The 24,325-nt window shown below is 72.3% G+C and carries 21 protein-coding genes; 12 read left to right on the plus strand and 9 right to left on the minus strand.

Annotated features, from left to right (window positions below; all coding sequences use genetic code 11):
* The first annotated feature begins 15 nt into the window (after positions 1-15).
* Complete coding sequence (locus tag OIE12_RS13905; RefSeq protein ID WP_329135209.1) at positions 16-681, plus strand: 5-formyltetrahydrofolate cyclo-ligase; 666 nt, start codon at positions 16-18, stop codon at positions 679-681.
* A 129-nt stretch (positions 682-810) separates the two neighbouring features.
* On the opposite strand, the gene OIE12_RS13910 is transcribed toward OIE12_RS13905, so the two are convergent.
* Complete coding sequence (locus OIE12_RS13910) at positions 811-3,708, minus strand: penicillin acylase family protein (protein ID WP_329135211.1); 2,898 nt, start codon at positions 3,706-3,708, stop codon at positions 811-813.
* A gap of 284 nt (positions 3,709-3,992) precedes the next feature.
* On the opposite strand from OIE12_RS13910, the gene OIE12_RS13915 reads away from it, so the two are divergent.
* The 6 genes from OIE12_RS13915 (at position 3,993) to mscL (ending at position 10,172) form a co-directional block, all read left to right on the plus strand.
* On the plus strand, positions 3,993-5,585 hold the full coding sequence (locus OIE12_RS13915) for a potassium/proton antiporter (protein ID WP_329141932.1): 1,593 nt from the start codon (positions 3,993-3,995) through the stop codon (positions 5,583-5,585).
* 192 nt (positions 5,586-5,777) lie between these two features.
* Entirely contained in the window at positions 5,778-7,088 is a 1,311-nt protein-coding gene (locus tag OIE12_RS13920; RefSeq protein WP_329135214.1) for an MFS transporter, read from the plus strand.
* 69 nt (positions 7,089-7,157) lie between these two features.
* The gene (locus tag OIE12_RS13925; RefSeq protein WP_329135216.1) at positions 7,158-7,490 is read left to right on the plus strand and encodes an FmdB family zinc ribbon protein; all 333 of its coding nucleotides are present in this window, start codon (positions 7,158-7,160) and stop codon (positions 7,488-7,490) included.
* A 166-nt stretch (positions 7,491-7,656) separates the two neighbouring features.
* Complete coding sequence (locus OIE12_RS13930) at positions 7,657-8,556, plus strand: S-methyl-5'-thioadenosine phosphorylase (protein WP_329135218.1); 900 nt, start codon at positions 7,657-7,659, stop codon at positions 8,554-8,556.
* A 264-nt stretch (positions 8,557-8,820) separates the two neighbouring features.
* Positions 8,821-9,561 (plus strand): RcpC/CpaB family pilus assembly protein, encoded by a 741-nt coding sequence (locus OIE12_RS13935; protein ID WP_329135220.1) that lies wholly within the window; start codon positions 8,821-8,823, stop codon positions 9,559-9,561.
* A gap of 119 nt (positions 9,562-9,680) precedes the next feature.
* Complete coding sequence (gene mscL / locus OIE12_RS13940) at positions 9,681-10,172, plus strand: large conductance mechanosensitive channel protein MscL (RefSeq protein ID WP_329135222.1); 492 nt, start codon at positions 9,681-9,683, stop codon at positions 10,170-10,172.
* A gap of 68 nt (positions 10,173-10,240) precedes the next feature.
* On the opposite strand, the gene OIE12_RS13945 is transcribed toward mscL, so the two are convergent.
* Positions 10,241-10,426, minus strand: a complete 186-nt coding sequence (locus OIE12_RS13945; RefSeq protein WP_329135224.1) for a hypothetical protein — start codon at positions 10,424-10,426, stop codon at positions 10,241-10,243.
* 79 nt (positions 10,427-10,505) lie between these two features.
* On the opposite strand from OIE12_RS13945, the gene OIE12_RS13950 reads away from it, so the two are divergent.
* From OIE12_RS13950 to OIE12_RS13960, 3 genes are all read left to right on the plus strand, one after another.
* Complete coding sequence (locus OIE12_RS13950) at positions 10,506-11,543, plus strand: P1 family peptidase (RefSeq protein ID WP_329135226.1); 1,038 nt, start codon at positions 10,506-10,508, stop codon at positions 11,541-11,543.
* A 201-nt stretch (positions 11,544-11,744) separates the two neighbouring features.
* Positions 11,745-12,962 (plus strand): L,D-transpeptidase, encoded by a 1,218-nt coding sequence (locus tag OIE12_RS13955; RefSeq protein WP_329135228.1) that lies wholly within the window; start codon positions 11,745-11,747, stop codon positions 12,960-12,962.
* A gap of 169 nt (positions 12,963-13,131) precedes the next feature.
* On the plus strand, positions 13,132-13,911 hold the full coding sequence (locus OIE12_RS13960) for a DUF6227 family protein (RefSeq protein ID WP_329135230.1): 780 nt from the start codon (positions 13,132-13,134) through the stop codon (positions 13,909-13,911).
* Between the two features lie 39 nt (positions 13,912-13,950).
* Here the strand turns inward: OIE12_RS13960 and OIE12_RS13965 are convergent, their stop codons facing one another.
* The 4 genes from OIE12_RS13965 to OIE12_RS13980 all read right to left on the minus strand — a co-directional run bounded on the left by OIE12_RS13965 (position 13,951) and on the right by OIE12_RS13980 (position 18,325).
* On the minus strand, positions 13,951-14,202 hold the full coding sequence (locus tag OIE12_RS13965; RefSeq protein WP_329135232.1) for a hypothetical protein: 252 nt from the start codon (positions 14,200-14,202) through the stop codon (positions 13,951-13,953).
* Between the two features lie 223 nt (positions 14,203-14,425).
* Complete coding sequence (locus OIE12_RS13970) at positions 14,426-16,513, minus strand: PTS fructose transporter subunit IIABC (protein ID WP_329135234.1); 2,088 nt, start codon at positions 16,511-16,513, stop codon at positions 14,426-14,428.
* A 106-nt stretch (positions 16,514-16,619) separates the two neighbouring features.
* The gene (pfkB, locus tag OIE12_RS13975) at positions 16,620-17,567 is read right to left on the minus strand and encodes a 1-phosphofructokinase (RefSeq protein ID WP_329135236.1); all 948 of its coding nucleotides are present in this window, start codon (positions 17,565-17,567) and stop codon (positions 16,620-16,622) included.
* Entirely contained in the window at positions 17,564-18,325 is a 762-nt protein-coding gene (locus OIE12_RS13980) for a DeoR/GlpR family DNA-binding transcription regulator (RefSeq protein WP_329135238.1), read from the minus strand. Before OIE12_RS13980 ends, pfkB begins: the two co-directional genes overlap by 4 nt.
* Positions 18,326-18,562: 237 nt before the next feature.
* Between OIE12_RS13980 and OIE12_RS13985 the strand changes: the two genes are divergently transcribed.
* Positions 18,563-19,552: a helix-turn-helix transcriptional regulator gene (locus OIE12_RS13985; protein ID WP_329135240.1), complete on the plus strand. Its 990-nt coding sequence runs from the start codon at positions 18,563-18,565 to the stop codon at positions 19,550-19,552.
* 350 nt (positions 19,553-19,902) lie between these two features.
* Here the strand turns inward: OIE12_RS13985 and OIE12_RS13990 are convergent, their stop codons facing one another.
* Both OIE12_RS13990 and OIE12_RS13995 read right to left on the minus strand, forming a co-directional pair.
* On the minus strand, positions 19,903-20,901 hold the full coding sequence (locus OIE12_RS13990) for a sigma-70 family RNA polymerase sigma factor (RefSeq protein ID WP_329135241.1): 999 nt from the start codon (positions 20,899-20,901) through the stop codon (positions 19,903-19,905).
* A gap of 317 nt (positions 20,902-21,218) precedes the next feature.
* A complete protein-coding gene (locus tag OIE12_RS13995; protein ID WP_329141934.1) occupies positions 21,219-21,986 on the minus strand; it encodes a dioxygenase family protein in 768 nt (255 codons plus the stop codon).
* A 110-nt stretch (positions 21,987-22,096) separates the two neighbouring features.
* Between OIE12_RS13995 and OIE12_RS14000 the strand changes: the two genes are divergently transcribed.
* A complete protein-coding gene (locus OIE12_RS14000; protein WP_329135243.1) occupies positions 22,097-22,600 on the plus strand; it encodes a MarR family winged helix-turn-helix transcriptional regulator in 504 nt (167 codons plus the stop codon).
* 20 nt (positions 22,601-22,620) lie between these two features.
* On the opposite strand, the gene OIE12_RS14005 is transcribed toward OIE12_RS14000, so the two are convergent.
* Positions 22,621-24,180 (minus strand): MFS transporter, encoded by a 1,560-nt coding sequence (locus tag OIE12_RS14005; RefSeq protein WP_329135245.1) that lies wholly within the window; start codon positions 24,178-24,180, stop codon positions 22,621-22,623.
* Positions 24,181-24,325 lie beyond the last annotated feature (145 nt).

A 24,325-nucleotide genomic window follows, 5' to 3' on the forward strand; every position in this document is an offset into this window, starting at 1 on the left:
TTGATCCGCTCTCATATGAGCACATTGGAAAGGATACGGAAGACGGCTGTGAGTCACCTGGGATCCGGATCAGAGCCTGCCAAGCGAACATTGCGGCGGGAACTCCTCGCGGTGAGGCGCGGGTTGACGGCGGATGACGTGCGGGAGTCGGCGGGGGCGCTCGCGCGGCGCGCGCTCGGGCTGCCGGAGCTGGCGGGGGCGCGCACGGTGGCGGCGTACGTCTCCGTGGGGCGCGAGCCGGGCACCCGCGCGCTCCTGGACGGCCTGCACGCGCGCGGGGTGCGCGTCCTGCTGCCGGTCCTGCTGCCGGACGACGACCTCGACTGGGGCCGGTACGCCGGACCCGGCTCGCTGGTCGCCGTCGAGCGGGGCGGTCGGATGACGCTGCGGGAGCCCGCCGGGGAACGGCTGGGTCCCCAGGCTGTGCTGGCCGCCGACGCCGTCCTGCTGCCCGGACTGGCCGTCGACGGGCGCGGGATGCGGCTGGGGCGCGGCGGGGGCTCCTACGACCGCGTACTGGCCCGGCTGGCGCGCGCGGGCGCCGCACCGGCGCTGGTGGTCCTGCTGTACGACACGGAGGTGGTGGCCGAGGTGCCGGCCGAGCCGCACGACCGCCCGGTGCACGCGGTGGTGACGCCGTCGGGGGTACGGCGCTTCGGCGGGGGCGTCTCGGACTCCTGAGCACCCCCTCGGACTCCTGAGCACCCCCTCGCCTCGGTCTCCCGAGTGCAGCGAAAGGGCCCTCCACACGCGCGTGGAGGGCCCTTTCGCGTTCTTCCGGCACCCGGTGTCCTCAGGGCGCCGGCGCGCTCACGGCTTCAGTACCAGCGTGTCGCCCGTGCTCGCGTCGACCGCCTTGTCGGAGAAGCTCCAGGGCAGCAGTTCGCCCTCGACCCACTTGCCCGTCTGGTCGGTGTAGTGCGCGCTGTAGGCGTGCCCCGAGGCCCCGGTGAGGTTGATCCACCTGGACTTGTCGAGATCCCCGAGGTTGACGACCATCCGCATCGAGGGCACCCACAGGGCCTCGTAGCCGCCCGCCGCGTTCCACCCGGTGGCGTTGACCGTCGCCTCGCCGCCGCTGAGCTTCCAGGGGCCCCGGTTGAGCATGTACTTGAGGAACGAGGGACCCTCGGTGCCCAGGGTCTGGTTCTTCAGGTTGAGCTGGTGCAGCCGGCCCCAGCTCCAGGAGTCGACGTCCTTGCCCATCTTGGCGGTCAGCTCCCAGCGCGCGTCCCGCATGGCGCGGGCGAACAGCTCGTCGCGGGTCTTGGTCGCCTTGTCGGTGCGCGTCCCGGGCGACTGCCACCAGGCGTTGTCCTGGTCGTCGAGGAGATTGCGCACCACCTCGAACCAGCGGTCGCCGCCGTCCGGCTGCGCCTGGGAGGCGTCGCGCTGACCGCACTCGCGCACCTTGCGGTCCTCGTCCGCCGGGCCGGTGTTGTCGGCCGGCTCGACGTAGAGGCACTCGCCCTTGACGCGCAGCTCCTTGGGGAGCTTGTCGCCGAACGCGAGCTGGAGGATGTTGCGCCACACGGAGTTGAAGTAGGCGGCCGCCCCCGAATCGGCGTCCTGGGTGTAGTCCCAGCCCTCCAGGAGCTTCTGCGCCTGGCGCACGTACTTGTTCGAGACGTCGATCTTCAGCAGCTTGGGCACGAGCAGCTTGGCGATCTCGCTGCTGTTGTCGAGCTGCATCTGGCGCATGTCGTCGGTGGAGATCTTGCCGCCGTCGTCGATCTTGGACTTGATCAGGTCCGTGATCCGCTGGCTGCGGCTGCCGTAGCCCCAGTCGGTGGTCAGCGTGTACGGGTACGTGGTCTTGGCGACCACGGCCTGGTTGGCGGTGACGATGTAGCCGCGCTTGGGGTTGTACTCGTAGGGCAGTTCGGACTGCTCGAGGTAGCCGGTCCACTTGTACTTCGAGTTCCAGCCCGGCGCCGGGACCGAGCCGTCGTCGCCCTTGGCGCGCGTGGGGATCTTCCCGGGGAGCTGGTAGCCGATGTTGCCCTTGGTGTCGGCGTAGACGAGGTTCTGCGAGGGGACCTCGAAGTCGGCCGAAGCCTTGCGGAAGCTCGTCCAGTCGGACGCCTTGTCGATCTCGAAGACGGCGTCCATGGAGTTGCCCGGGTCCAGCGCGGTCCAGCGCAGCGCGAGCCCGTAGCCGTCGCCGCGGTCGGGCGCGGCGGTGTCGACGGTGGCCTTCTTGCCGACCTTGACGAGCTCGTCGTCGCGGTCGGAGAGCAGGGGGCCGTTGTTGGTCTCGCGGACGACGATCGTCTTGCTCTTGCCGCCGGCGACCTCGATGGTCTCCTTGCGGGTGGTGAACGGCACGGTCTTGTTGTCGTACAGGTAGCCGTCGCCGCTGAGCTTCTCCAGGTACAGGTCGGTGACGTCGACCCCGGAGTTGGTCATGCCCCAGGCGATGTCCTGGTTGTGGCCGATGATGACGCCGGGCATGCCCGCGAAGGTGTAGCCGGCGACGTCGTACTGGCACTTGCTGGAGACCGTGCGGCAGTGCAGGCCCATCTGGTACCAGACCGACGGCAGCGAGGCCGTCAGGTGGGGGTCGTTGGCGAGCAGCGGCTTGCCGGTGATCGTGTGGGAGCCGGAGACGACCCACGAGTTGGAGCCGATGCCGTTGCCGTTCACGCCGACGGCCGTGGGGACGTCGTCCAGGACGTTGTAGAGGCCCGCGAGCTGGCTCTGGAGGCCCGATCCGGTGCTCCCGGAGGTCGTGCCCGTCGAGGAGCCGGAGGAGCCCGTGGTGGCGCCTGTGGTCGTTCCCGTCGTCGTTCCGCTCGTCGTGCCCGTGGAGCCCGTCGTGCCGGTCGTCGTCCCGCCGGTGCCCGTCGTGCCCGTGGTGCCGCCCGTGCCGGTGCCGCCGGTCGTGCCGCTCGTGCCCGTGGAGCCCGTCGAGGAGGCGTCCTGCTCGAAGGCCTCCGACAGCTCGTTGTACGCGCCCTCCTGGACGATCGGCTTGTTGCGGCCGTAGGGGTACTCCGGGTAGAGGTCGGCGATCTGCTTCGGGCCGAGCCGGCTCGTCATCAGGGCGCGGTCGATCTCGTCCTGCATGTTGCCGCGCAGGTCCCAGGCCATCGCCTTGAGCCAGGAGATCGAGTCGACGGGCGTCCACTTCTGCGGCTTGTAGTCGTTGGTGAAGCCCAGCGCCGCGTACTCCAGGGAGATGTCCTTGCCGTCCTTGCCCTCCAGGTAGGCGTTGACGCCCTTGGCGTAGGCCTGGAGGTACTTCTTGGTGGCGGCCGACAGCTTGGTGTCGTACTCCTTCTTCGCCACCCGGTCCCAGCCCAGGGTGCGCAGGAACTCGTCGTTGTCGACCTGGCCCTTGCCGAACATCTCCGACAGGCGCCCCGAGGTCATGTGGCGGCGCACGTCCATCTCGTAGAACCGGTCCTGGGCCTGGACGTAGCCCTGGGCCATGAACAGGTCCTCGTCGGAGGAGGCGTAGATCTGCGGGATGCCGTAGCCGTCCCGCTTCACGTCGACGGGGCCGGACAGGCCCTCGAGCGTGAGCGACCCCTTGGTCTGCGGGAACGAGGCGCGCACGGTGCTGACCGACCAGAAGGCGCCGTACGCCACGCCTCCCACGATCGCCAGGATGAGGACGATGACGAAGAGACGGCCTCTGCGCCCCTTCTTCCTGCCGGACTTGCCGGGCTCCTGACCGGAAGAGGCGGTGGTGTTGGGGGGCATCGCTGTCCTTGCGTCCTTACACGGCAGACGGGCAGTGCTTGCTTTTTCGGCTGGGCTTGTCGGCGCCGCTTTCGCTCAGCGCTGGAGCAACCATAGGCGCAGGGCCCGCGCGGCCTTGACGCGGAGTCGGGAACCGGCCGGACGGGAGTTCGACGAAGCCGCTCCGGCGCGTCAAGGAAACGTCAAGAGTTAGGTAAGGTAACGAACTACCGGCCCCGTTCACCAGCCACGCTCACCGCCCCGCCCACCGCCCCGGCTGCCGGCCCCCGAGAAAGGACCAGCCGCTGACTGTCCACCACCTCAACCAGCTCCTGCTCGTCTGCTCGCTCGTCCTGCTCGTCGCGGTGGCGGCGGTGCGCGTCTCCTCGCGCAGCGGGCTCCCCAGCCTGCTCGTGTACCTGGGCATCGGCATGGCCATGGGCCAGGACGGCATCGGCCACATCAACTTCAGCAACGCCGAACTCACCCAGGTCATCGGCTACGCGGCCCTCGTCGTGATCCTCGCCGAGGGCGGTCTGGGCACCAAGTGGAAGCAGATCAGACCGGCGCTGCCCGCCGCGTCCGCGCTCGCGCTCGGCGGGGTCGCGGTGAGCGTCGGCGTCACGGCGGCGGGCGCGCACTGGCTGATCGGACTGGAGTGGCGGCAGGCGTTCATCATCGGGGCGGTGGTGTCCTCCACGGACGCGGCGGCGGTCTTCTCGGTGCTGCGGAAGATCCCCCTCCCCGCGCGCGTGACGGGCGTCCTGGAGGCCGAGTCCGGCTTCAACGACGCCCCGGTGGTCATCCTCGTCGTCGCCTTCTCCACCGCCGGGCCCGTCGAGCACTGGTACGTCCTGGTGGGCGAGATCGCGCTGGAACTGGCGATCGGCGCCGCCATCGGCCTCGCGGTGGGCTGGCTCGGCGCCTGGGGCCTGCGGCACGTGGCGCTGCCCGCCTCCGGCCTGTACCCCATCGCCGTCATGGCGATCTCCGTCGCCGCGTACGCGGCCGGCGCCCTCGCCCACGGCAGTGGCTTCCTCGCCGTCTACCTGGCCTCCCTGCTGCTCGGCAACGCCCGGCTGCCGCACGCGCCGGCCACCCGCGGCTTCGCCGACGGGCTCGGCTGGATCGCCCAGATCGGCATGTTCGTCCTGCTCGGCCTGCTGGTCGCCCCGCACGAGATGGGCGACGACGTGGTGCCCGCGCTCGTCATAGGGCTCGTGCTGACCATGGTGGCGCGGCCGCTCGGCGTGGTGCTGTGCCTGACCCCGTTCCGGGTGCCGTGGCAGGAACAGGCACTGATGTCGTGGGCGGGGCTGCGCGGGGCGGTGCCCATCATCCTGGCGACGATCCCCATGGTGAACGGCGTCGAGAACAGTCGTCGCATCTTCAACATCGTCTTCGTTCTTGTCGTCGTCTACACCCTCGTCCAGGGGCCGACACTGCCCTGGCTGGCCCGCAGGCTCGGGCTGGGCCGCGGCGACGAGGCCTCCGACCTCGGCATCGAATCGGCGCCCCTGGAGCGGCTGCGCGGCCATCTGCTCTCCATGGCGATCCCCGAGGGGTCCCGGATGAACGGCGTCGAGATCCGCGAGCTGCGGCTGCCGGCCGGGGCGGCGGTCACGCTCGTCGTGCGCGAGGGGAAGTCCTTCGTGCCGCAGCCGACGACGGTCCTGGCGCGCGGCGACGAACTCCTCGTCGTCGCCACCGACCCGGTGCGCGACGCGGCGGAGCGCCGGCTGCGCGCCGTCGGCCAGGGCGGCAAGCTCGCCGACTGGCTGGGCACGCCCGACGACGGCCCCAAGGTGGCGGGTGACCGGGGCGGACCCGGCGGCGACGGACCGCTGAAGGGCCGGGCGCTGCGGCGACGGGGCGCCCGGAAAGCGGGCTCGCTGTAGCATGAACGGCGTACTTGATCGAACCAACTCTGCCTGACGCAGAGCTGGCGCGACCGTATGGCGGCCGGGCGGCTCCGCAGTGAGCCCCGGCATCTACCGCAGTCCGCGCAAGAGGACAGCTCTCGGCGTCGCCCCCACGCGCGCGTGAGCCGTGCCGGGGCGGCGCTACCAGGCGGCAGAAAGGCACGGGCCGTGGCATCCACGGTCACCTCGACGTCGTCGTCCCGTCCCGGCTACGGGCAGCTGCTGCGCACCCGCGGCGCCTGGACGTTCCTGCTCCCCGGCTTCGCGGCACGCCAGCCGTTCGCGATGCTCACCCTCTCCCTCGTGCTGCTCGTGCAGCACACCACCGGCTCCTACGGGGCCGCGGGCGCCGTCGCCGCGGTCACCGGCGTCTCCATGGCGCTGTTCGCCCCCTACGGGGGCCGTCTGGCCGACCGGCACGGGCAGCGCGCGGTGCTGCTGCCCGGCGTCCTGGTGCACGCCGCCGCGGCCCTCGCCCTCACGGTGCTCGCCCTCGCCGACGCGCCCCTGTGGGCGCTGTTCGCGCTTGCCGTCCCGACCGGTGCCTCGGTGCCGCAGGTCGGCCCGATGGTGCGCGCCCGCTGGGGCGTGAAGCTCCAGGGCTCGCCCCTGATGGTGACGGCCACCGCCTTCGAGTCCGTCACCGACGAGCTGACCTTCGTCCTCGGCCCCCTGCTGGCGACCGCCCTGTGCACCGCCGTGCACCCGGCGGCCGGACTGCTCGCGGAGGCGGGGCTGACCCTGGTCGGAGGCGTGCTGTTCGCCGCGCAGAAGGGGACCCAGCCGGTGGCTGGCAAGGTCGTGTCCGCGCGCGCGGACGACGCGGACGCCGGCGACGGGCACGCGCGCGTGGGGCACGTTTCCGCGCTGGGCGTCCCCGGGGTGCGTGTGCTGGTCGTCGCCTTCCTGGGCATCGGCTGCGTCTTCGGCGGCATGCAGGTCGCGCTCGCCGCGTTCACCGAGTCGATCGGCGAGCCCGGACTCAACGGCGTCCTCTACGGCGTCTTCGCCGCGGGCAACATGCTCTCCGGTGTCGTCTGCGGCGCGATCGCCTGGAAGGCGGCGCCCCGGCGTCGGCTGCTCGTGGCGTACACGGCCCTGGCGGTGGCCGCCTCCGTGCTGTGGACCGGCCACTCGGTGGCCGCCCTGGCGGTGATCGGCCTGCTGGTCGGCATGTGCATCGCCCCCGCGCTGATCACCGGCTACACGCTGGTCGAGAGCCTGGTCCCGGCGGGCTCCCGCACCGAGGCGTTCACCTGGCTCACCGGGGCGGTCGCGCTCGGCCAGGCGGCCGCCGTGACCGTCGCCGGACAGCTGGAGGACCGGCTGTGGGACGGCGCCGGGTTCCTGGTGCCGATGGGCGGCACGGTGGCGGCCCTGGCGGTGCTCGTGGCACTGCGGTCACTGTTGGCGGGGCGGCCCTCCGGGCACCCGGTCGCACGTGGCGTCGGTCACCGCGCGCCGATGACAGTGGACTGAACGAAGGGAATAGGTCACTATGGACCGTCGTTAGCACTCACTGAGCAAGAGTGCCAGGAGGAAGACACAGTGCCGACGTACCAGTACCAGTGCACCGAGTGCGGCGAGGGCCTCGAGGCGGTGCAGAAGTTCACCGACGACGCCCTGACCGAGTGCCCCAACTGCGGTGGTCGCCTGAAGAAGGTGTTCTCCGCGGTCGGCATCGTCTTCAAGGGCTCCGGCTTCTACCGCAACGACAGCCGCGGCTCGTCGTCGAGCAGCTCGCCGGCGGCGTCGAAGTCGTCGTCGGCTTCGTCGTCCTCGTCGGGGTCGTCCGGCTCTTCCGGTTCTTCCTCGTCGTCTTCGTCGTCGAGCGCCTCCTCCTCGGGCTCTTCGAGCACCTCTTCCAGCTCGGCGGCCTGACGGCCCGGCCACAGCCGTACTTCCGCGGGACCCTGTCGTCGTAGGACGGCGGGGTCCTTGGCGTTCGCGCCCGCCCATGGCGTCGTCGCGCGCCGTCCTCCGGTGTTCCGATTCCGAAAGACGTACGGCCGGCCGGCGCCGGGAGGCGGGCGGCTAGGGTGCGGGCATGGTGGAGCAGACGGAGAACGCGCAGGGGCCGGAGCAGGGCGGGACGGCGGAGACCGGAGTGCCGGGCGGGGCCGCGGAGATCGGGGTCATCGGGGGCTCGGGGTTCTACTCCTTCCTCGACGACGTGACCGAGGTCCGCGTCGACACCCCCTACGGGGAGCCCAGCGACTCCCTGTTCCTCGGTGAGATCGCCGGTCGCCGGGTCGCCTTCCTGCCCCGCCACGGCCGCGGCCACCATCTGCCGCCGAACCGGATCAACTACCGCGCCAACCTGTGGGCCCTGCGCTCGGTCGGCGTGCGGCAGGTGCTCGGCCCGTGCGCGGTGGGCGGGCTGCGCCCCGAGTACGGCCCCGGCACGCTGCTCGTGCCCGACCAGCTCGTGGACCGTACGAAGACCCGGCAGCAGACGTACTTCGACGGGTTCCCGCTGCCCGGCGGCGAGGTGCCGAACGTCGTCCACGTCTCGCTGGCCGACCCGTACTGCCCCGTGGGCCGCGGGGTCGCGCTGAAGGCGGCGCGGGGGCGGGACTGGGAGCCGGTGGACGGCGGCACGCTGGTCGTGGTCGAGGGGCCGCGGTTCTCCACCCGCGCCGAGTCGCTGTGGCACCAGGCGCAGGGCTGGTCCGTGGTCGGCATGACCGGGCACCCGGAGGCCGCGCTCGCCCGTGAGCTGGAGCTCTGCTACACCTCGCTGACCCTGGTCACGGACCTGGACGCGGGCGCCGAGACCGGCGAGGGCGTCTCGCACGAGGAGGTGCTGCGGGTGTTCGCGGCCAACGTGGACCGGCTGCGGGGCGTGCTGTTCGACGCGGTGGCCGCGCTGCCGCCGGCCGGTGCGCGGGACTGCCTGTGCGCGACGGCGCTGGGCGGGATGGATCCGGGGTTCGCGCTGCCGTAGGGCGAAGTGGGCCGGGGCCGGTTGAGGCGGGGCCGGTTGAGGCGGGGCCGGTTGAGGCGGGGCCGGTTGAGGTGGGGCCGGTTGAGGTGGGGCCGGTTGAGGTGGGGCCGGTTGAGGTGGGGCCGGGGACGGAATTTCTCGTTCGGGTGAGCGAGATATCCACAACCGGCCGGTGGTCCACAGGCTCCGGCGGAGTCGGCGGCGGGACGTCATCGTGGAAACGCACAGCGCGACCACGACCGCACGAACCAGGTGGTGACACCCATGACGTCCCCGTACTTTCCCGAGCCGTCCACCCCCTTCTCCTCACCCTCCGCGCGCCTTCCCGCATCCTCCGACCGCTTCCCCGAAACCTCCGGCCGCTCGCCGGGCGCCTCGCGCGCCGTGCCGGGCGCGGACGCGCCCCGGCGGCCGGACCCGCAGGACACTCCCCCCACCTGCGCCGTACCGCACTTCGCTCCCGTGCGGGTGCGGGGCGGGGCGGGCCGGCTGCGCCGGCTGGTCCGGCACCGCAGGCGGGCCGTGGCGGCGGGACTCGCGGTGACGGCCGCCGCGCTGGTCGCGGCGGGACCGCACGCGGAGGGACGCCCGCGCGAGCATCCGGACGGCATTCCGCGAGCCCGGGCGGAGACGGCGGTCGCCCCGGCCGCCGGACCGGTCGCGTCCCCGCCGCACCGGCGGCGTCCGCCGGCCGCGACGGTGACGGCGCCGGTGCGGATCGCCGACGGGGCGACGGTACGGCTGCTGCGGCCGGGCGACCGGGTCGACGTGATCGCGGCGGACGGCGGCGGAGCCGCCCGGGTCGTGGCGTCCGGGGCACGGGTGACGGGGGTACCGGAACCGCCCGCTGTGCCGGGCGTGGACGCGACCCGGGCCGGGGCCGGCGCCGGCCCCGTGCCCGCGGCGGAGGCCGGCGCGCTGGTCGTGCTCTCCGTGCCCCGCGCCGACGCCGCCCGGCTGGCCGGGGCGGGCGCGGCAGGGCGGCTGGCGGTGACGCTGTGGTGACGACGTGGTGATCCGGAACGCCTCGTTCGCGTGGACCCGGTGGGCACGAACCCTGCTGATTGTCGTAGGTTGCGGAGTCGTTTGTTCCGCAGTACGTGCCGCAGTGAAGGAGCTCATCAGTGAGCGAGAAGAAGGGGTCTGGCGTCTGGGAGGGCTTCAAGGCCTTCCTGATGCGTGGAAACGTCGTCGATCTGGCCGTCGCGGTGGTGATCGGAGCCGCGTTCACCAACATCGTGAACTCGGTGGTGAAGGGCATCATCAACCCGCTCGTCGGGGCGATCGGCACCAAGAACCTGGACAGCTACAGCTCGTGCCTGACCTCGCACTGCGAGGTGGCCAAGGACGGCACGGTCACCCACGGCATCCAGATCGCGTGGGGTTCGGTCCTCGGCTCCACGCTGCAGTTCCTCATCACGGCGACCGTCGTGTACTTCCTGATGGTGCTGCCGATGTCGAAGTACCTGGCCCGGGTCGAGGCCCGCCGCAAGGCGCGGGAGGGCACGAAGGAGTCGGTGGTGGAGGTGACGGAGCTGGAGGTCCTCCAGCAGATCCGCGACACCCTCGTCACCCAGCGCGGCGGCGACCACGACGCCCGGACCCCGCGCGGCTGAGCCGGCCCGAACCCGGCGCGGCTGAACTCGTCCGGGCAGCCGCCCGCTCGCTGTACCCGACGGCTCGCTCAGATGTGGTGCGGGGGCTTCTCGTCGAGGAAGCGCTTCAGGTCGGCGGCGCTCGTGTCACCGGCCGGCCGCTCGCCCCAGCCGCGGTCGGTGTCGTCCGAGGACTGCCGGTACTGGTCCAGCGGGTCGTCGAAGACGAGAGCCGCCGGTGCCGCCGGCTCGGGGGACGTGGAGTCGCTGTGCATGCCTCCAGCGTACGGCCCGGCAGGACGGCCGGGTCCGGAGCCGGTGCCCGGCAGTACGGCCGGGCGCGAGGATGGGGGGATGGATGCTGAGACCGATGCGCTGACGGACGTCCCGGGGATGCGGGTGGGGCATGCCACCCGGTCCGGGGACGGATGGCTGACCGGGACGACGGTCGTACTCGCTCCCGAGGGCGGGGCGGTGGCCGCCGTGGACGTGCGCGGCGGCGGGCCCGGGACGAAGGAGACCGACGCGCTGGACCCGCGCAACGTGGTGCGGACCGTGGACGCGGTGGTGCTGACCGGCGGCAGTGCCTACGGACTGGACTCCGCCTCCGGCGTGATGGCCTGGCTGGAGGAGCACGGGCGCGGGGTGCGGGTCGGGCCCGGTCCGGAGCATGTGGTGCCGGTGGTGCCGGCGGCGTGCGTGTTCGACCTGGGGCGGGGCGGCGACTTCCGGGCCCGTCCGGACGCGGCCATGGGCCGGGCGGCCGTGGAGGCGGCCGCCGCGGGTCCGGCCGGTGCGGCGGTGGCGCAGGGGTGCGTCGGGGCGGGCACGGGGGCGGTGGTCGGGGCGCTCAAGGGCGGGGTCGGCACGGCGAGCACGGTGCTCGGCTCGGGGGTCACCGTGGGCGCGCTGGTGGTGGCCAACGCGGCGGGGTCGGCGATGGATCCGGAAACGGGGGTGCTGTACGGGGAGTTCTGGCAGGGGCGGCGGGTCGGGTATCCGGCGACCGGTGTGCACGAGGCGGCGCGGCGGCGTCTGGCCGAGGCGGCGGCGCGGCACACGCCACCGCCGCTGAACACGACACTGGCGGTCGTCGCCACGGACGCGGTGCTGTCGAAGGCGCAGGCGCAGAAGGTGGCGGGCACGGCGCACGACGGGATCGCGCGGGCGGTGCGCCCGGTGCATCTGCTGAACGACGGCGACACGGTCTTCGCCCTCGCCACCGGTGCCCGGCCGCTTCCCGCCGGCGATCCCCTGGTGCTCAACGAGGTGCTCGCGGCGGGCGCGGACCTGGTGACCCGGGCGCTCGTACGGGTGGTGCGGGCGGCCACGCCGTACGCGGGGCCGGGCGGCGACTGGCCGTCGTACGGGGAGTTGTACGGCGCCCCCTGACGGCTCGTCGCCGTACGGGGCCGGTTGTGCTTTTCTCCAGGTCGCCGGGGGCCAACGGCGGTCGGGCGGGGCGACATTGTCCCGGTTCTGTCACGCGAGGGGGCCGGGGCGGTCCGGGCGGGAACCCGTCGGCGCGGTGTGCGCTCTTGATTCACGTATCGCAGCGGATATGCGCACCTCACCGACCACTGGGAGAAACTCGTGACAACGCCGGACATGACAGCGCGGCGCGTACTCGGGGCCGCGGCCGCCCTCGTGGTCGGCGCCCTGACCCTCACCGCCTGCGGCGGGGACGCCAGCGCGGACAACGGCAAGGGCGGCCAGAAGTCCGACACCAAGGCCTCCGCCGCACGCATCACCATCTCCGCCGAGGACGGTTCGGACCACGCGTCCATCAACGCCACCGGTGTGAAGGTCAGCCAGGGCAAGCTGACCGAGGTGAAGATGACGGTGGCCGGTTCCGACAAGCCCGTCGAGGGCACCGTGTCGGCGGACGGGGCGACCTGGAAGCCGAAGGAGCAGCTGGAGCGCGGCACGAAGTACCGCATATCGGCGATGGCCAAGGACTCCGACGGCCGTCCGGCCGCCGCCAACTCCGTTTTCACCACGGTCTCCTCCGCGCACAGCTTCATCGGCACCTACACCCCCGACGGCGGCACCACGGTCGGTGTGGGCATGCCGGTGTCGTTCAACTTCGACAAGGTGATCAGCGACAAGAAGGCCGTGCAGTCGCACATCACCGTCACCTCCAGCAGCGGCCAGAAGGTCGCCGGGCACTGGTTCGGCAGCCAGCGGCTGGACTTCCGGCCCGAGAAGTACTGGGACGCCGGCTCCAAGGTCACGATGAAGATCGACCTGGACGGCGTGAAGGGCGCCAACGACAGCTACGGCGTGCAGAAGAAGACGGTCACCTTCACCGTCGGCCGCTCCCAGGTCTCCACGGTCGACGCGGCCACCCAGACGATGACGGTCGTCCGTGACGGGAAGACCGTCAAGACGGTGCCGATCTCCGCCGGCAGCCCGGACCACACCACGTACAACGGCCAGATGGTGATCTCCGAGAAGTTCCAGCAGACGCGGATGAACGGCTCGACGGTCGGCTTCGGCGGCGAGTACGACATCCCGGACGTCCCGCACGCGATGCGGCTGACCTCCTCGGGCACCTTCATCCACGGCAACTACTGGTACAACCAGGGCAATCCGCCCTTCGGCCGGGAGGGCACGAGCCACGGCTGCGTGGGCCTGGCGGACGTGCGGGGCGCGCAGGGCGACACGGTCGCCAAGTGGTTCTACGACAGCTCGCTCATCGGTGACGTCGTGGTCGTGAAGAACTCCCCCGACAAGGTCGTCTCGCCGGACAACGGCCTCAACGGCTGGAACATGTCCTGGGCCGAGTGGACCGCCGGAAGTGCGGTCTGACGAGGGGTTTCTGAGGAAGTTTGAGGCAACGGGGCGGGCCGCTCGGGAACATTCCGCGCGGCCCGCCCGTTTTCCGTGCGTAGGTTTTCTCGGTTCGCGGACATGATGTCCGACCGAGGGGCTACGGTATGCACCCACCAGGTGACATGCAGCGACGCCGGGAGCAACCTTGAGCGTTCCGTACGAGACCGCAGCGTACGAGCCCTTCGAGTCGCCCGAGTCTCCGGAGGAGCAACTCGAGCGGCTGCTCGGCCGCGCCCTGAACTCCTTCGAGCTGCCCGACGAGACGATCCGGCTGCTCGACTGCGCGCTCGCGCACGCCAGTTCGCTGCACTCCGCGCACCACAGCGCCGGACTGCACCGGGAGACCCACCGGCACACCTGGCTGCTCGCCGACGGCTCCGCCCTCACGCTGTGGGAGCTGGTGCACAACACCGCCCCCGGCGGTCTCCTCCAGCACGAGGTGTACGTCGACGAGGAGGAGCTGCACACCGCCACCGCCCGGCTGCCGCTGCCCCCGGACGCCCCCGCGTTCGAGCTCTCCTTACCGGCGCGGCCGGCCTCCGTTCCCGAACCCCGGCACTCCTACGTGCCCGACGGCTCCGCCGACCACGTACGACGGCTGCTGCGCCGCGCGGAGAACTCCGACTCCCCGGACGCGGAGCTGTCCGCCCTGCTGCTCAGCTCCGCCTCCGCCCACCAGATCTCCCAGGCCTTCGGCCGGCCCGGCCGCACCGGGCGCGCGGGGCTGAGCCTCTCGCTGTACGAGCACGCGTTCCTGCTGCGGGACGGGCGGGAGATCTCCCTGTGGGAGGTCGAGCACACGGCGACGCCGGACGGGCGGCACATGTGCGAGGTGTACGCCAGCGAGCGGGCGGCCCGGGCGGCGATGGAGTCGCGGGCGACGGCGCCGGGCGGGCGGGAGCGGCCGAAGCGGCGGCGCGCTTGAGTGGGGCTTCCTCCGCCGGTGCCCCGGCGGAGGGCACGCTCACGGCCGGCCGTCGCCGAACTGCCGTATCAGGCCGGCGAAGGCGTCGCGTTCCGCCTGGGTGAGTTCGACGGACTCCAGGCGGGGGGCGGAACGGTGGTGGGGCATCGCGCCCAGTGTGCCGGTACGTCCCTGGGGTGCGGGGTGGGTGCGGTAGTGGCGGTGCAGGCGGGCGAGGCCGGAGAGCCAGAGGACGGCTGCCGCGGCGAGGAACACGGCGCCCAGCAGTTGGAGTATCGGGGCGTGCGGCATGCGTCCAGTGAACCGCACGGACGCCCCACTATGGGGGTGTCTGTGGCGGAGCGTGACGCATCTCGCAGGCTCTTTCCCGCCCCCGCCCCCGCCGCCCTTGCCCTCCCCCGTCATCCCGTCAAGGGGCTCCGCCCGCTTTCAGGGGCGCGGGGAACCGCGCGACCAGCCACACTCCTCCCGCACCCGACCACCCACCTCCGGCCCCACCCCCCGTACCGCCCCGTCACGCCGCGATCGGACTGTTCGTCCGAGTTCCGGTGGCTTCGGTTGCCGCCGGGGTGTCGGGCGTGGTTCGGGTGTCCCGTTTGCGTAGGCCCTTCAGTACGATCACCGTCGCCGCCGTCACGCACACCCCCGCCGCGATGGCCACCAGGTACAGGAACGGGTTGCCGATCAGCGGGACCACGAAGATGCCGCCGTGCGGCGCCCGCAGCGTCGCGCCGAAGGCCATCGACAGCGCCCCCGTCACCGCACCGCCCAGCATCGAGGACGGAATGACCCGCAGCGGGTCGGCCGCCGCGAACGGGATCGCGCCCTCGGAGATGAACGAGATGCCCAGCACCCAGGCGGCCTTGCCGTTCTCCCGCTCGGTGCGGGTGAACAGCCTGCCCCGCACCGTGGTGGCCAGGGCCATCGCCAGCGGCGGCACCATCCCGGCCGCCATCACCGCCGCCATGATCTTCATGGCGCTGTCGCTCGGGTCCGCGACCGCGATCCCGGCCGTGGCGAAGGCGTAGGCGACCTTGTTGACCGGACCGCCGAGGTCGAAGCACATCATCAGGCCGAGCAGCGCGCCGAGCAGCACGGCGTTGGCGCCGCCGAGGCCGTTCAGCCAGTCGGTCATGCCCTTCTGCGCGGAGGCGATGGGCTTGCCGATGACGACGAACATCAGGAACCCGACGACCGCCGACGACACCAGCGGGATCACCACCACCGGCATGATGCCGCGCAACGCCGCCGGTATCGGCGCCCGTTGGATCGCCATCACCACCCCGCCGGCCAGCAGACCGGCCGCCAGACCGCCGAGGAACCCGGCGTTGATGGTGAGCGAGATCGCCCCGCCGACGAAACCGGGGACGAGACCGGGGCGGTCGGCCATGCCGTAGGCGATGTAACCGGCGAGGACCGGGACGAGGAAGCCGAAGGCGACGCCGCCGATCTGGAAGAGCAGGGCGCCCCAGCTGTCGGCCTCGGTCCACACGAAGTGGTCCATCACCGAGGGTGCCTTGTTGACCGTGTAGCCGCCGATCGCGAAGCCGAGGGCGATGAGCAGACCGCCCGCGGCGACGAAGGGGACCATGTAGCTGACGCCGGACATCAGCCAGGTGCGCAGCTTGGTGCCGTAGCCCTCGCCGGACTCACCGGCCCGGTCGACGGGGCTGCCGTCGGTGCCGGCGGTCGCGGTGGTGACCTCGCCGCGGGCGGCCTTCTCGCGGACCTCGGCGATCAGTTCGGCGGGGCGGTTGATGCCCGCCTTCACGCCGACGTCGACGGTCGGCTTCCCGGCGAAGCGTTCCTTCTCCCGTACGGGCACGTCGTGCGCGAGGACCACGCCGTCGGCGGCGGCGATGACGGCGGGGTCGAGCCGGGTGAAGCCGGCCGAGCCCTGCGTCTCGACGACCACCTCGACACCGGCCGCACGACCCGCGTTCTCCAGGGACTCGGCGGCCATGTAGGTGTGGGCGATGCCGGTGGGGCAGGAGGTGACGGCGACGATACGGAACGGGCGGGCGACGCCCTCGTTGGAGGCGTCGCTGCCCTCGTCGGAGGCATCGCTTCCCTCGCCGGACGCCTCACCCCCGGCGGACGCCTCGCCGGACGCCTCACCCTCGGCGGACGCCTCACCGGCTTCCTCCTCGGCCCCCGGTGCCTCCTCGCCCCGGATGAGCGCGGCTGCCGCCCCCGCCTCGTCCACCGTCCGCAGCGCGGACGTGAACTCGTCGTTCATCAGCTGCCGGGCCAGCGACGACAGGATGATCAGGTGCGCGTCGTCCGCGCCGGCCGGGGCGGCGATCAGGAAGATCAGGTCGGCCGGACCGTCCGCCGCCCCGAAGTCGATCCCGGCGGCGCTGCGCCCGAAGGCGAGCGTCGGCTCGGTGACATGGGCGCTGCGGCAGTGCGGGATGCCGATGCCGCCGTCGAGGCCGGTCGGCATCTGTGCCTCGCGGGCGGCGACGTCGGCGAGGAAGCCCTCCAGGTCGGTCACCCGGCCGCGGGCCACCATCCGTTCGGCGAGGGCGCGGGCCGCCGCTTGCTTGGTGTCGGCGGACAGGTCCAGATCGACCAGGTCCGCGGTGATCATCTCGCTCATCGCGAGCTCCTTCGCACGCGTATTGCCCGGGACAGCTCGTGGGCGGAGGGGGTGGGGACGGGGACGGAGAAGAGAGGGGAGAAGAGGACGGGGGCGAGGGCACGGCTCATGGCGCCGGCTCCGTCAGGGGCCGGTCGACGGGGATCCGTGAGGTCACGGTCACCGCGCCGGGGTCGAGGTCGGCCGGGGTCGGCATGACGCTGCCCGGCAGCTGGACGGCGGCGGCACCGTGGGCGACTGCCGAGGCGAGCGCCGCCGCTCCCCGGCCGCCGGCGAGCAGGAACCCGGCGAGCGAGGAGTCGCCGGCGCCGACGTTGCTGCGCACGGCGGCCACACGGGCGCTGCCGAACCAGGCGCCGTCGGCCTCCACCAGCAACTGCCCGTCGGCGCCGAGGCTGGCCAGGACCGTGCCGGCGCCCAGGGCGCGCAGTTCCTCGGCGGCCTTGAGGGCGTCGCCGACCGTGGCCAGGGGACGCCCGACGGCCTCGGCGAGCTCCTCGGCGTTGGGCTTGACCACGTCCGGCCGCTCGCGCAGCGCCCGGAGGAGCGCGGGCCCGGAGGTGTCCAGGGCGATCCGGACGCCGGCCGCGTGGGCGCGGGCGACCAGGTCGGCGTACCAGGAGGGGGCGAGGCCGCGCGGGAGGCTGCCGCAGCAGGCGATCCAGTCGGCGCCGGCCGCGTGCCGCCGCACGGTGTCGAGCAGCGCCTCCTGCTCGGCGGGGGTCAGCTCCGGGCCCGGCGCGTTGATCTTCGTCAGGACGCCGTCGGCCTCGGCGAGCGCCACGTTGGAGCGGGTGGCCCCGGCGACGGGGACGGGCGCGACCTCGATGCCCTGCGCGTCGAGCAGGTCGGCGACGAGTGCGCCGGGCGCACCGCCCAGGGGCAGTACGGCCACCGTGCGCCGGCCGGCCGCGGTGACCGCCCGGGAGACGTTGACGCCCTTGCCGCCCGGGTCGACGCGTTCGCCGACGGCGCGGACGACCTCGCCGCGGTCGAGCGAGGGCACCTCGTAGGTGCGGTCGAGGGACGGGTTGGGGGTGACGGTGAGGATCATGCGCGTACCACTTCCGTGCCGGCGCGTTCGATCGCGGCGGCGTCCTCCGGGCTCAGCCCGCTGTCGGTGATCAGCAGGTCGACGTCGTCCAGGCCGCCGAAGCGGGCGAAGTGCTCCTGGCCGTGCTTGGCGGAGTCGGCGAGCAGCACCACGCGCCGGGCGGCGGCGACGGCGGCGCGCTTGACGGCGGACTCGGCGAGGTCGGGGGTGGTCAGGCCGTGCGCGGCGGAGAAGCCGTTGGCGGCGAGGAAGAGGACGTCGGCGCGGATCTCGGTGTACGCGCGCAGCGCCCAGGCGTCCACGGCGGCGCGCGTACGGTGCCTCACGCGCCCCCCGACGAGGTGGAGCTGGAGGCCGGGGTGGTCGGCGAGGCGGGCGGCGATGGGGAGGCTGTGGGTGACGACGGTGAGCTCGGAATCCAGCGGGAGGGCGGCGGCGAGGCGGGCGACGGTGGTGCCGGCGTCGAGGATGAGGGTGCCGTCGGGCGGGAGTTCGGCGAGGGCGGCCTTGGCGATGCGGTCCTTCTCGTCGGCGGCGGTGGATTCGCGTTCGGCGAGGTCGGGTTCGAAGTCGAGGCGGCCGGCGGGGATGGCGCCGCCGTGGACGCGCCGGACGAGGCCGGCGCGGTCGAGGGTCTTGAGGTCGCGGCGGATGGTTTCCGCGGTGACCTGGAAGTGGTCGGCGAGGGAGACGACGTCGACGCGGCCGGCGTCGCGGGCGAGGCGCAGGATGTCCTGCTGGCGCTCCGGTGCGTACATGTCTGTTCGTCTCCGGGTGATGTCCGATTGTGTGGGATTGGGGGGAGGTTACGTCCGTTTCCCGGGAAAGTAAACGGGGGGCGGGGTCGGAGGTGGGGTGGGTGGGGTTTTCTTCGCCCCCGCCGCCCCTGCCCTTCCCGTCCCTTCAAGGGGCGCAGCCGCATGTCGACACAGTCCCGCGCCCTGAAAGACACCGCTAGGACAGAAGCCGTCCTACTCGTGCGGCATTCTCTGGGGATGACGACCGACACCCCCGCTCGGATTCTCACGTTGCTCTCCCTCCTCCAGACGCCACGCGAGTGGCCCGGTGGGGAGCTCGCCGAGCGGCTGGGGGTGTCGCGGCGGACCGTGCGGCGGGATGTCGAGCGGCTGCGGGAGCTGGGGTATCCCGTGCGGGCGAGCCGGGGGGCCGACGGCGGGTACCGGCTGGTGGCGGGGACCGCCATGCCGCCGCTGGTGCTCGACGACGAGGAGGCCGTCGCGATCGCCGTAGGCCTCCGCGCCGGGGCCGGACACGCGGTGGAGGGCGTGGACGAGGCGTCCGTACGGGCCCTCGCCAAGCTGGAACAGGTGCTGCCGAGCCGGCTGCGCCACCGGGTCGCCGCGCTGCAAACCGCCACCACCCCGCTGACCGGCGGCGACGGCCCCCGGATCGCCCCGGAGACGCTCACCGTGATCGCGTCGGCGATCGCCGGACGGGAGCGGCTGCGGTTCGCCTACCGCGCCGCCGACGGGGCCGAGTCACGGCGCCTGACCGAGCCGTACCGGCTGGTGTCGACCGGACGGCGCTGGTACCTCGTCGCGTACGACCTCGGCCGCGAGGACTGGCGCACCTTCCGCGTGGACCGGATCGCCGAGCCGTTCGCCACCGGCGCGCGGTACGCGCCCCGGGAGCTGCCGACGGGGAGCGCGGCGGAGTTCCTGCGGCAGTCGATGTACGCACGCAATGAGGCGTACGAGCTGGAGGTGCGTTTCGCCGCCGGGGCGGACGTGCTCGCGGACCGGCTGCCGCACTGGTGGGGCACCCCCGAGCCGGCCGACGGCGGCGGCTGTCTGATACGGGCGCAGGTGGCCGACTCGCTGGAGTGGCTGCCGATGCGGCTGGCCGCGCTCGACGTGGAGTTCACGGTGCGGCAGCCGGCCGAACTGGCCGAGCGCGTACGGAGGATGGGGGCCCGCCTGCTACGAGCGGCGGGTGGGGACGGAGACGGGGACGCGCGCGACTGACGCAAAGGAGCCGGGCTCCGGCGTCGGGGGGAGACACCGGAGCCCGGCTCTGGGAAGGTCCCGGCGCCCGGGGGGGTAGTGCGTCGGGACGTGGTTCTGGGGGCGGGACGGGCCTGGTGGCCGCGCCCCGCGGACGGCGCGTGCAGTACGCACGTACCGGGGTTCGAAACTCTTGTGCCCCGAACCCCGCGGTTTGAAGCAGAGGCGCGCTCCGTTGTGCGCACATCTGGCCGATGCGCGCCCCCGTGTGACGCCCGTACGTCCTACGGTACGTCGTGCGCCGCGCGGTGCGGTGGCGCGGGCGGTGCGCCGTGCGCCACGTCGCACCGCGGTGCGGGCGGTGGCCGGGGTCAGGCCACCGCGTCGAAGCCGGTGCTGCGGGCCAGCTTCTTCAGTTCGAGCAGCGCGTGCTTCTCGATCTGCCGGATGCGCTCGCGGGTCAGTCCGTGCTCCTTGCCGACCTCCGTGAGCGTACGCTCCCGGCCGTCGTCGATGCCGTAGCGCATCTTGATGATGGACGCCGTGCGCTGGTCGAGCCGGCCGATCAGGTCGTCCAGCTCCTCGCTGCGCAGCAGGGTCAGGACCGACTGCTCGGGGGAGACCGCGGAGGTGTCCTCCAGCAGATCGCCGAACTGGGTCTCGCCCTCGTCGTCCACCGACATGTTCAGCGACACCGGGTCGCGGGCCCAGTCCAGTACGTCCGTGACGCGCTCGGGGTTGGAGCCGAGCTCCGCGGCGATCTCCGCGGGCTCCGGGTCCCGGCCGTGCTCGCGGTTGAACTCGCGCTGCACACGGCGGATCCGGCCGAGCTCCTCCACCAGGTGGACGGGGAGCCGGATGGTGCGGGACTGGTCGGCTATCGAGCGGGTGATCGCCTGGCGGATCCACCACGTCGCGTACGTCGAGAACTTGAAGCCCTTGCGGTAGTCGAACTTCTCCACCGCGCGGACCAGACCGGCGTTGCCCTCCTGGATGAGGTCGAGCAGCGGGAGTCCGCTGCGCGGGTAGCGGCGGGCGACGGCGACGACCAGCCGCAGGTTGGAACGGATGAAGACGTCCTTCGCACGCTCGCCGGCGGCGACCAGGGCCTCGAGTTCCTCGCGGGAGGCGTCCGCGCGGGACTCCTCCTCGCCGTCGAGGATCTGCCGCGCGAACACACCCGCCTCGATGACCTGGGACAGCTCGACTTCCTTTGCTGCGTCGAGCAGCGGTGTGCGCGCGATCTCGTCGAGGTACATGCCGACCAGGTCGCGGTCGGCGATCTCGCCGGCGTGGGTGCGAACACTGCCTGCCGCGTCGGCCGTCTCGCCGGTGGCGGACTTACGACGGGCGACGGCACGGGTTGCCATGCGTGCTCCCTTGCGATGGTGGGCTGGCGGGTGGTTCTCGGGTGTCTCGTTCAGGTGCTTGGCACTGTGGTCGGGTGCCCTGCATCTGATGGAAACAACGACTGGAATCCGGACAGAATTCCCAACCCGGCCGTCCTTTTTTCTGATCATGCAGTATCCTGCACGGCTGCGCGGGGAGGGTGGGGGGTGTGGGAGGGGTGAGGCCCAGGTCAGAGGGGTGAGCCGGGCCTCTGTCTGTGTAGACGGGGGCGGTCGGCGGAAGGTTGCGAAGGGGACGGTTGCTTGTGCGCGTGGATTTTTCTCGCCCCCGCCGCTCCCTACCCCCCGAACTGCACCGACCGCTTCGCCAGGCCCAGCCAGAAGCCCTCGATCACCGATCGCTGCGTGTCCAGGTCGCCGGTCGCGTGCGCTGCGCCGAGGGTGACGAAGAGGGGGGCGAAGTGTTCCGTGCGGGGGTGGGCCAGTTGCCCCGCGGGGGAGGTGTGGGTGAAGTCGAGCAGTGCGTCGACGTCGCCCGCGGCCAGCGCCCGCTGCCCCCAGTCGTCGAACTCCGCCGACCATCCCGGCACCGAACCACCGTGCCGCAGTGCGGCCAGGTTGTGGGTGAAGAAGCCGGAGCCCACGATCAGCACGCCCTCGTCCCGCAGCGGGGCGAGCCGGCGGCCGATCTCCATCAGCCGGACGGGGTCGAGCGTGGGCATGGAGATCTGCAGGACGGGGATGTCCGCCTCCGGGTACATCTCCACCAGCGGCACGTACGCCCCGTGGTCCAGCCCACGGTCCGGCACGTCCTGGATCGGGGTCCCGGGCGTGCGCAGCAGCTTGCGGACGGCGTCGGCGAGCGCGGGGGCGCCCGGGGCGTCGTACCGCACGCGGTAGTAGTGCTCGGGGAAGCCCCAGAAGTCGTGGACGAGAGGAACGGGCTCCACCGAGCCGAGTGCGAGCGGGGCGTCCTCCCAGTGGGCGGAGACCATGAGGATCGCCTTGGGGCGCGGCAGCGCGGCGGACCAGGCGGCCAGTTCGCCGGGCCAGACGGGGTCGTCGGCCAGCGGGGGCGCGCCATGGCTGAGGTAGAGGGCGGGCATGCGCTCCGGTGCGGGGTGCGCGGCGGGATCTACTTGAAATGTCAAGTTCACCCCTTCACCGTAAGGCCGTGTTGTTTAACCTTCAAGGAGATGCCTCGTACAGTAGGACCATGGACACCGCATCCCCTCGCGACACCCGCTGGCTCAGCGTCGAGGAGCAGCGCGTCTGGCGCGCCTACCGGCACGCCGTCACGCTCCTGGACGACCATCTCGACCGCCAGCTGCAACGGGACGCGAACATGCCGCACGTCTACTACGGGCTGCTCGTCCAGCTCGGCGAGGCACCGGAGCGGCGGCTGCGGATGACGGAGCTGGCGATGCAGGCCAAGATCACGCGCTCCCGGCTCTCGCACGCCGTCGCCCGGCTGGAGAAGAGCGGATGGGTCCGGCGCGAGGACTGCCCCTCCGACAAGCGGGGCCAGTTCGCGGTCCTCACCGACGCCGGGTACGAGGTGCTGCGGCGGACCGCGCCCGGCCATGTGGAGGCCGTCCGCCAGGCCGTCTTCGACCGGCTCACCCCGGAACAGCAGAAGTCCCTCGGCGAGATCATGACGATCGTCGCCGAGGGACTTCAGCCGAAGGAGGCGGGCGCGGACCTGCCCTGGCTCCGCTGACCGCCTCCCTCATCCCGCGGTCAGTGCGCGACCACCGGGATCTGGAACTCCTCCTCCGCCTCGCCGGACGTCTGGCCGACGCCCGCGCCGGCGCCGGGGCGGCCGGTGTTGATCAGCGTCATCGCGATGGCCGCGGCCGCCACGAGGATGCCGACGGCGAACCAGATCGCGCTGGTGTAGCCGTGCACCTGGCCCTGGAGCTGGACCAGCTGCGCCTGCGTCTTGGAACCGGCCCCCGCGAGGTGGTCCTTGATGTACGAGGTGGTCGCCGACGCGGCGATGGTGTTCAGCAGGGCGGTGCCGATCGCGCCACCCACCTGCTGCGAGGTGTTGACCATCGCGGAGGCGACACCGGAGTCCCGGGGCTCGACACCGTACGTGGCCAGGGACATCGCCGGCATGAAGGCCGTTCCCATGCCGAGGCCGAGCAGCAGCTGGCCGGGCAGCAGCAGGGTGGCGTAGGAGCTGCCGATCTCCAGCTGGGTCAGCACCAGCATGCCGGCGGCCGCGAGCAGGAAGCCCGGACCCATCAGCAGCCGCGGCGGAACCCGCGTCATCAGCCGGGCGCCGATCTGCGTGGAGCCCGTGATCATGCCCGCGATCATCGGCAGGAAGGCGAAGCCGGTCTTGACCGGCGAGTAGCCCTGCACCGCCTGGAGGTAGTAGGTCAGGAAGAGGAACAGGCCGAACATCGCGATGATCGCGAGGCCGAGGGAGAGGTAGACACCGCCGCGGTTGCGCTCGGTGATGACACGCAGCGGCAGCAGCGGGGCCTTGACCTTGGCCTCGGTCAGGACGAACGCGAGGAGCAGCACACCGGCGGCGACGAAGAGACCGATGGTCGTCGCGTCGCTCCAGCCCTCGGACTCGGCGCGGGTGAAGCCGTACACCAGCGAGACCAGGCCCAGGGTGGACAGGATCACGCCGGGGATGTCGAGCGGCGAGCGGTTGCGGCCGCCGGCCGGCTCGTGGATGACGAAGTACGCGCCGAGCGCGGCGACCAGCGCGAACGGGATGTTGACGAAGAACGTCCAGCGCCAGTCCAGGTACTCGGTGAGGAAGCCGCCGAGGATCAGGCCGACGGCGCCGCCGCCACCGGCGATCGCGCCGTAGATGCCGAACGCCTTGGCGCGCTCCTTGGCGTCGGTGAACATCACCGCGAGCAGGGAGAGCGCGGCGGGCGCGAGGAGCGCGCCGAAGACGCCCTGGAGCGCACGGGCGCCGAACATCATGGCGCCGCTCTGCGCGGCACCGCCGAGCGCGGAGGCGGCGGCGAAGCCGGCCAGGCCGACGACGAAGGTCCGCTTGCGGCCCCACAGGTCGGCGATGCGGCCGCCGAAGAGCAGCAGACCGCCGAAGGCGAGCGCGTAGGCCGTGATGACCCACTGCCGGTTGCCGTCGGATATGCCCAGGTCCTGCTGGGCGGAGGGCAGGGCGATGTTCACGATGGTCGCGTCGAGCACCACCATCAGCTGGGCGAGCGCGATGAAGATCAGCGCCCTCCAGGGATTGTGCGTGCGGCCTGGCGTGCCGTCGGTTCGAGGCGCCGCCTCGGCGGCGGCCGGGGCTGTTTCAGACATGGGTGTACCCACTCCGGGACTTGGTGAGGAAGGAACGCGACGGCAGAACCGGCCCGTCGTCGTCGACGGCCGCAGCGCCTGGCGTCTGCTGTGATCTGTGTAATGCCTGTGGTCTGTGTAATGCCTGTGGTCTGCGTGGTGCCTG

It is taken from the genome of Streptomyces sp. NBC_00670, from assembly GCF_036226765.1.
In the GTDB taxonomy this organism is placed as follows: domain Bacteria; phylum Actinomycetota; class Actinomycetes; order Streptomycetales; family Streptomycetaceae; genus Streptomyces.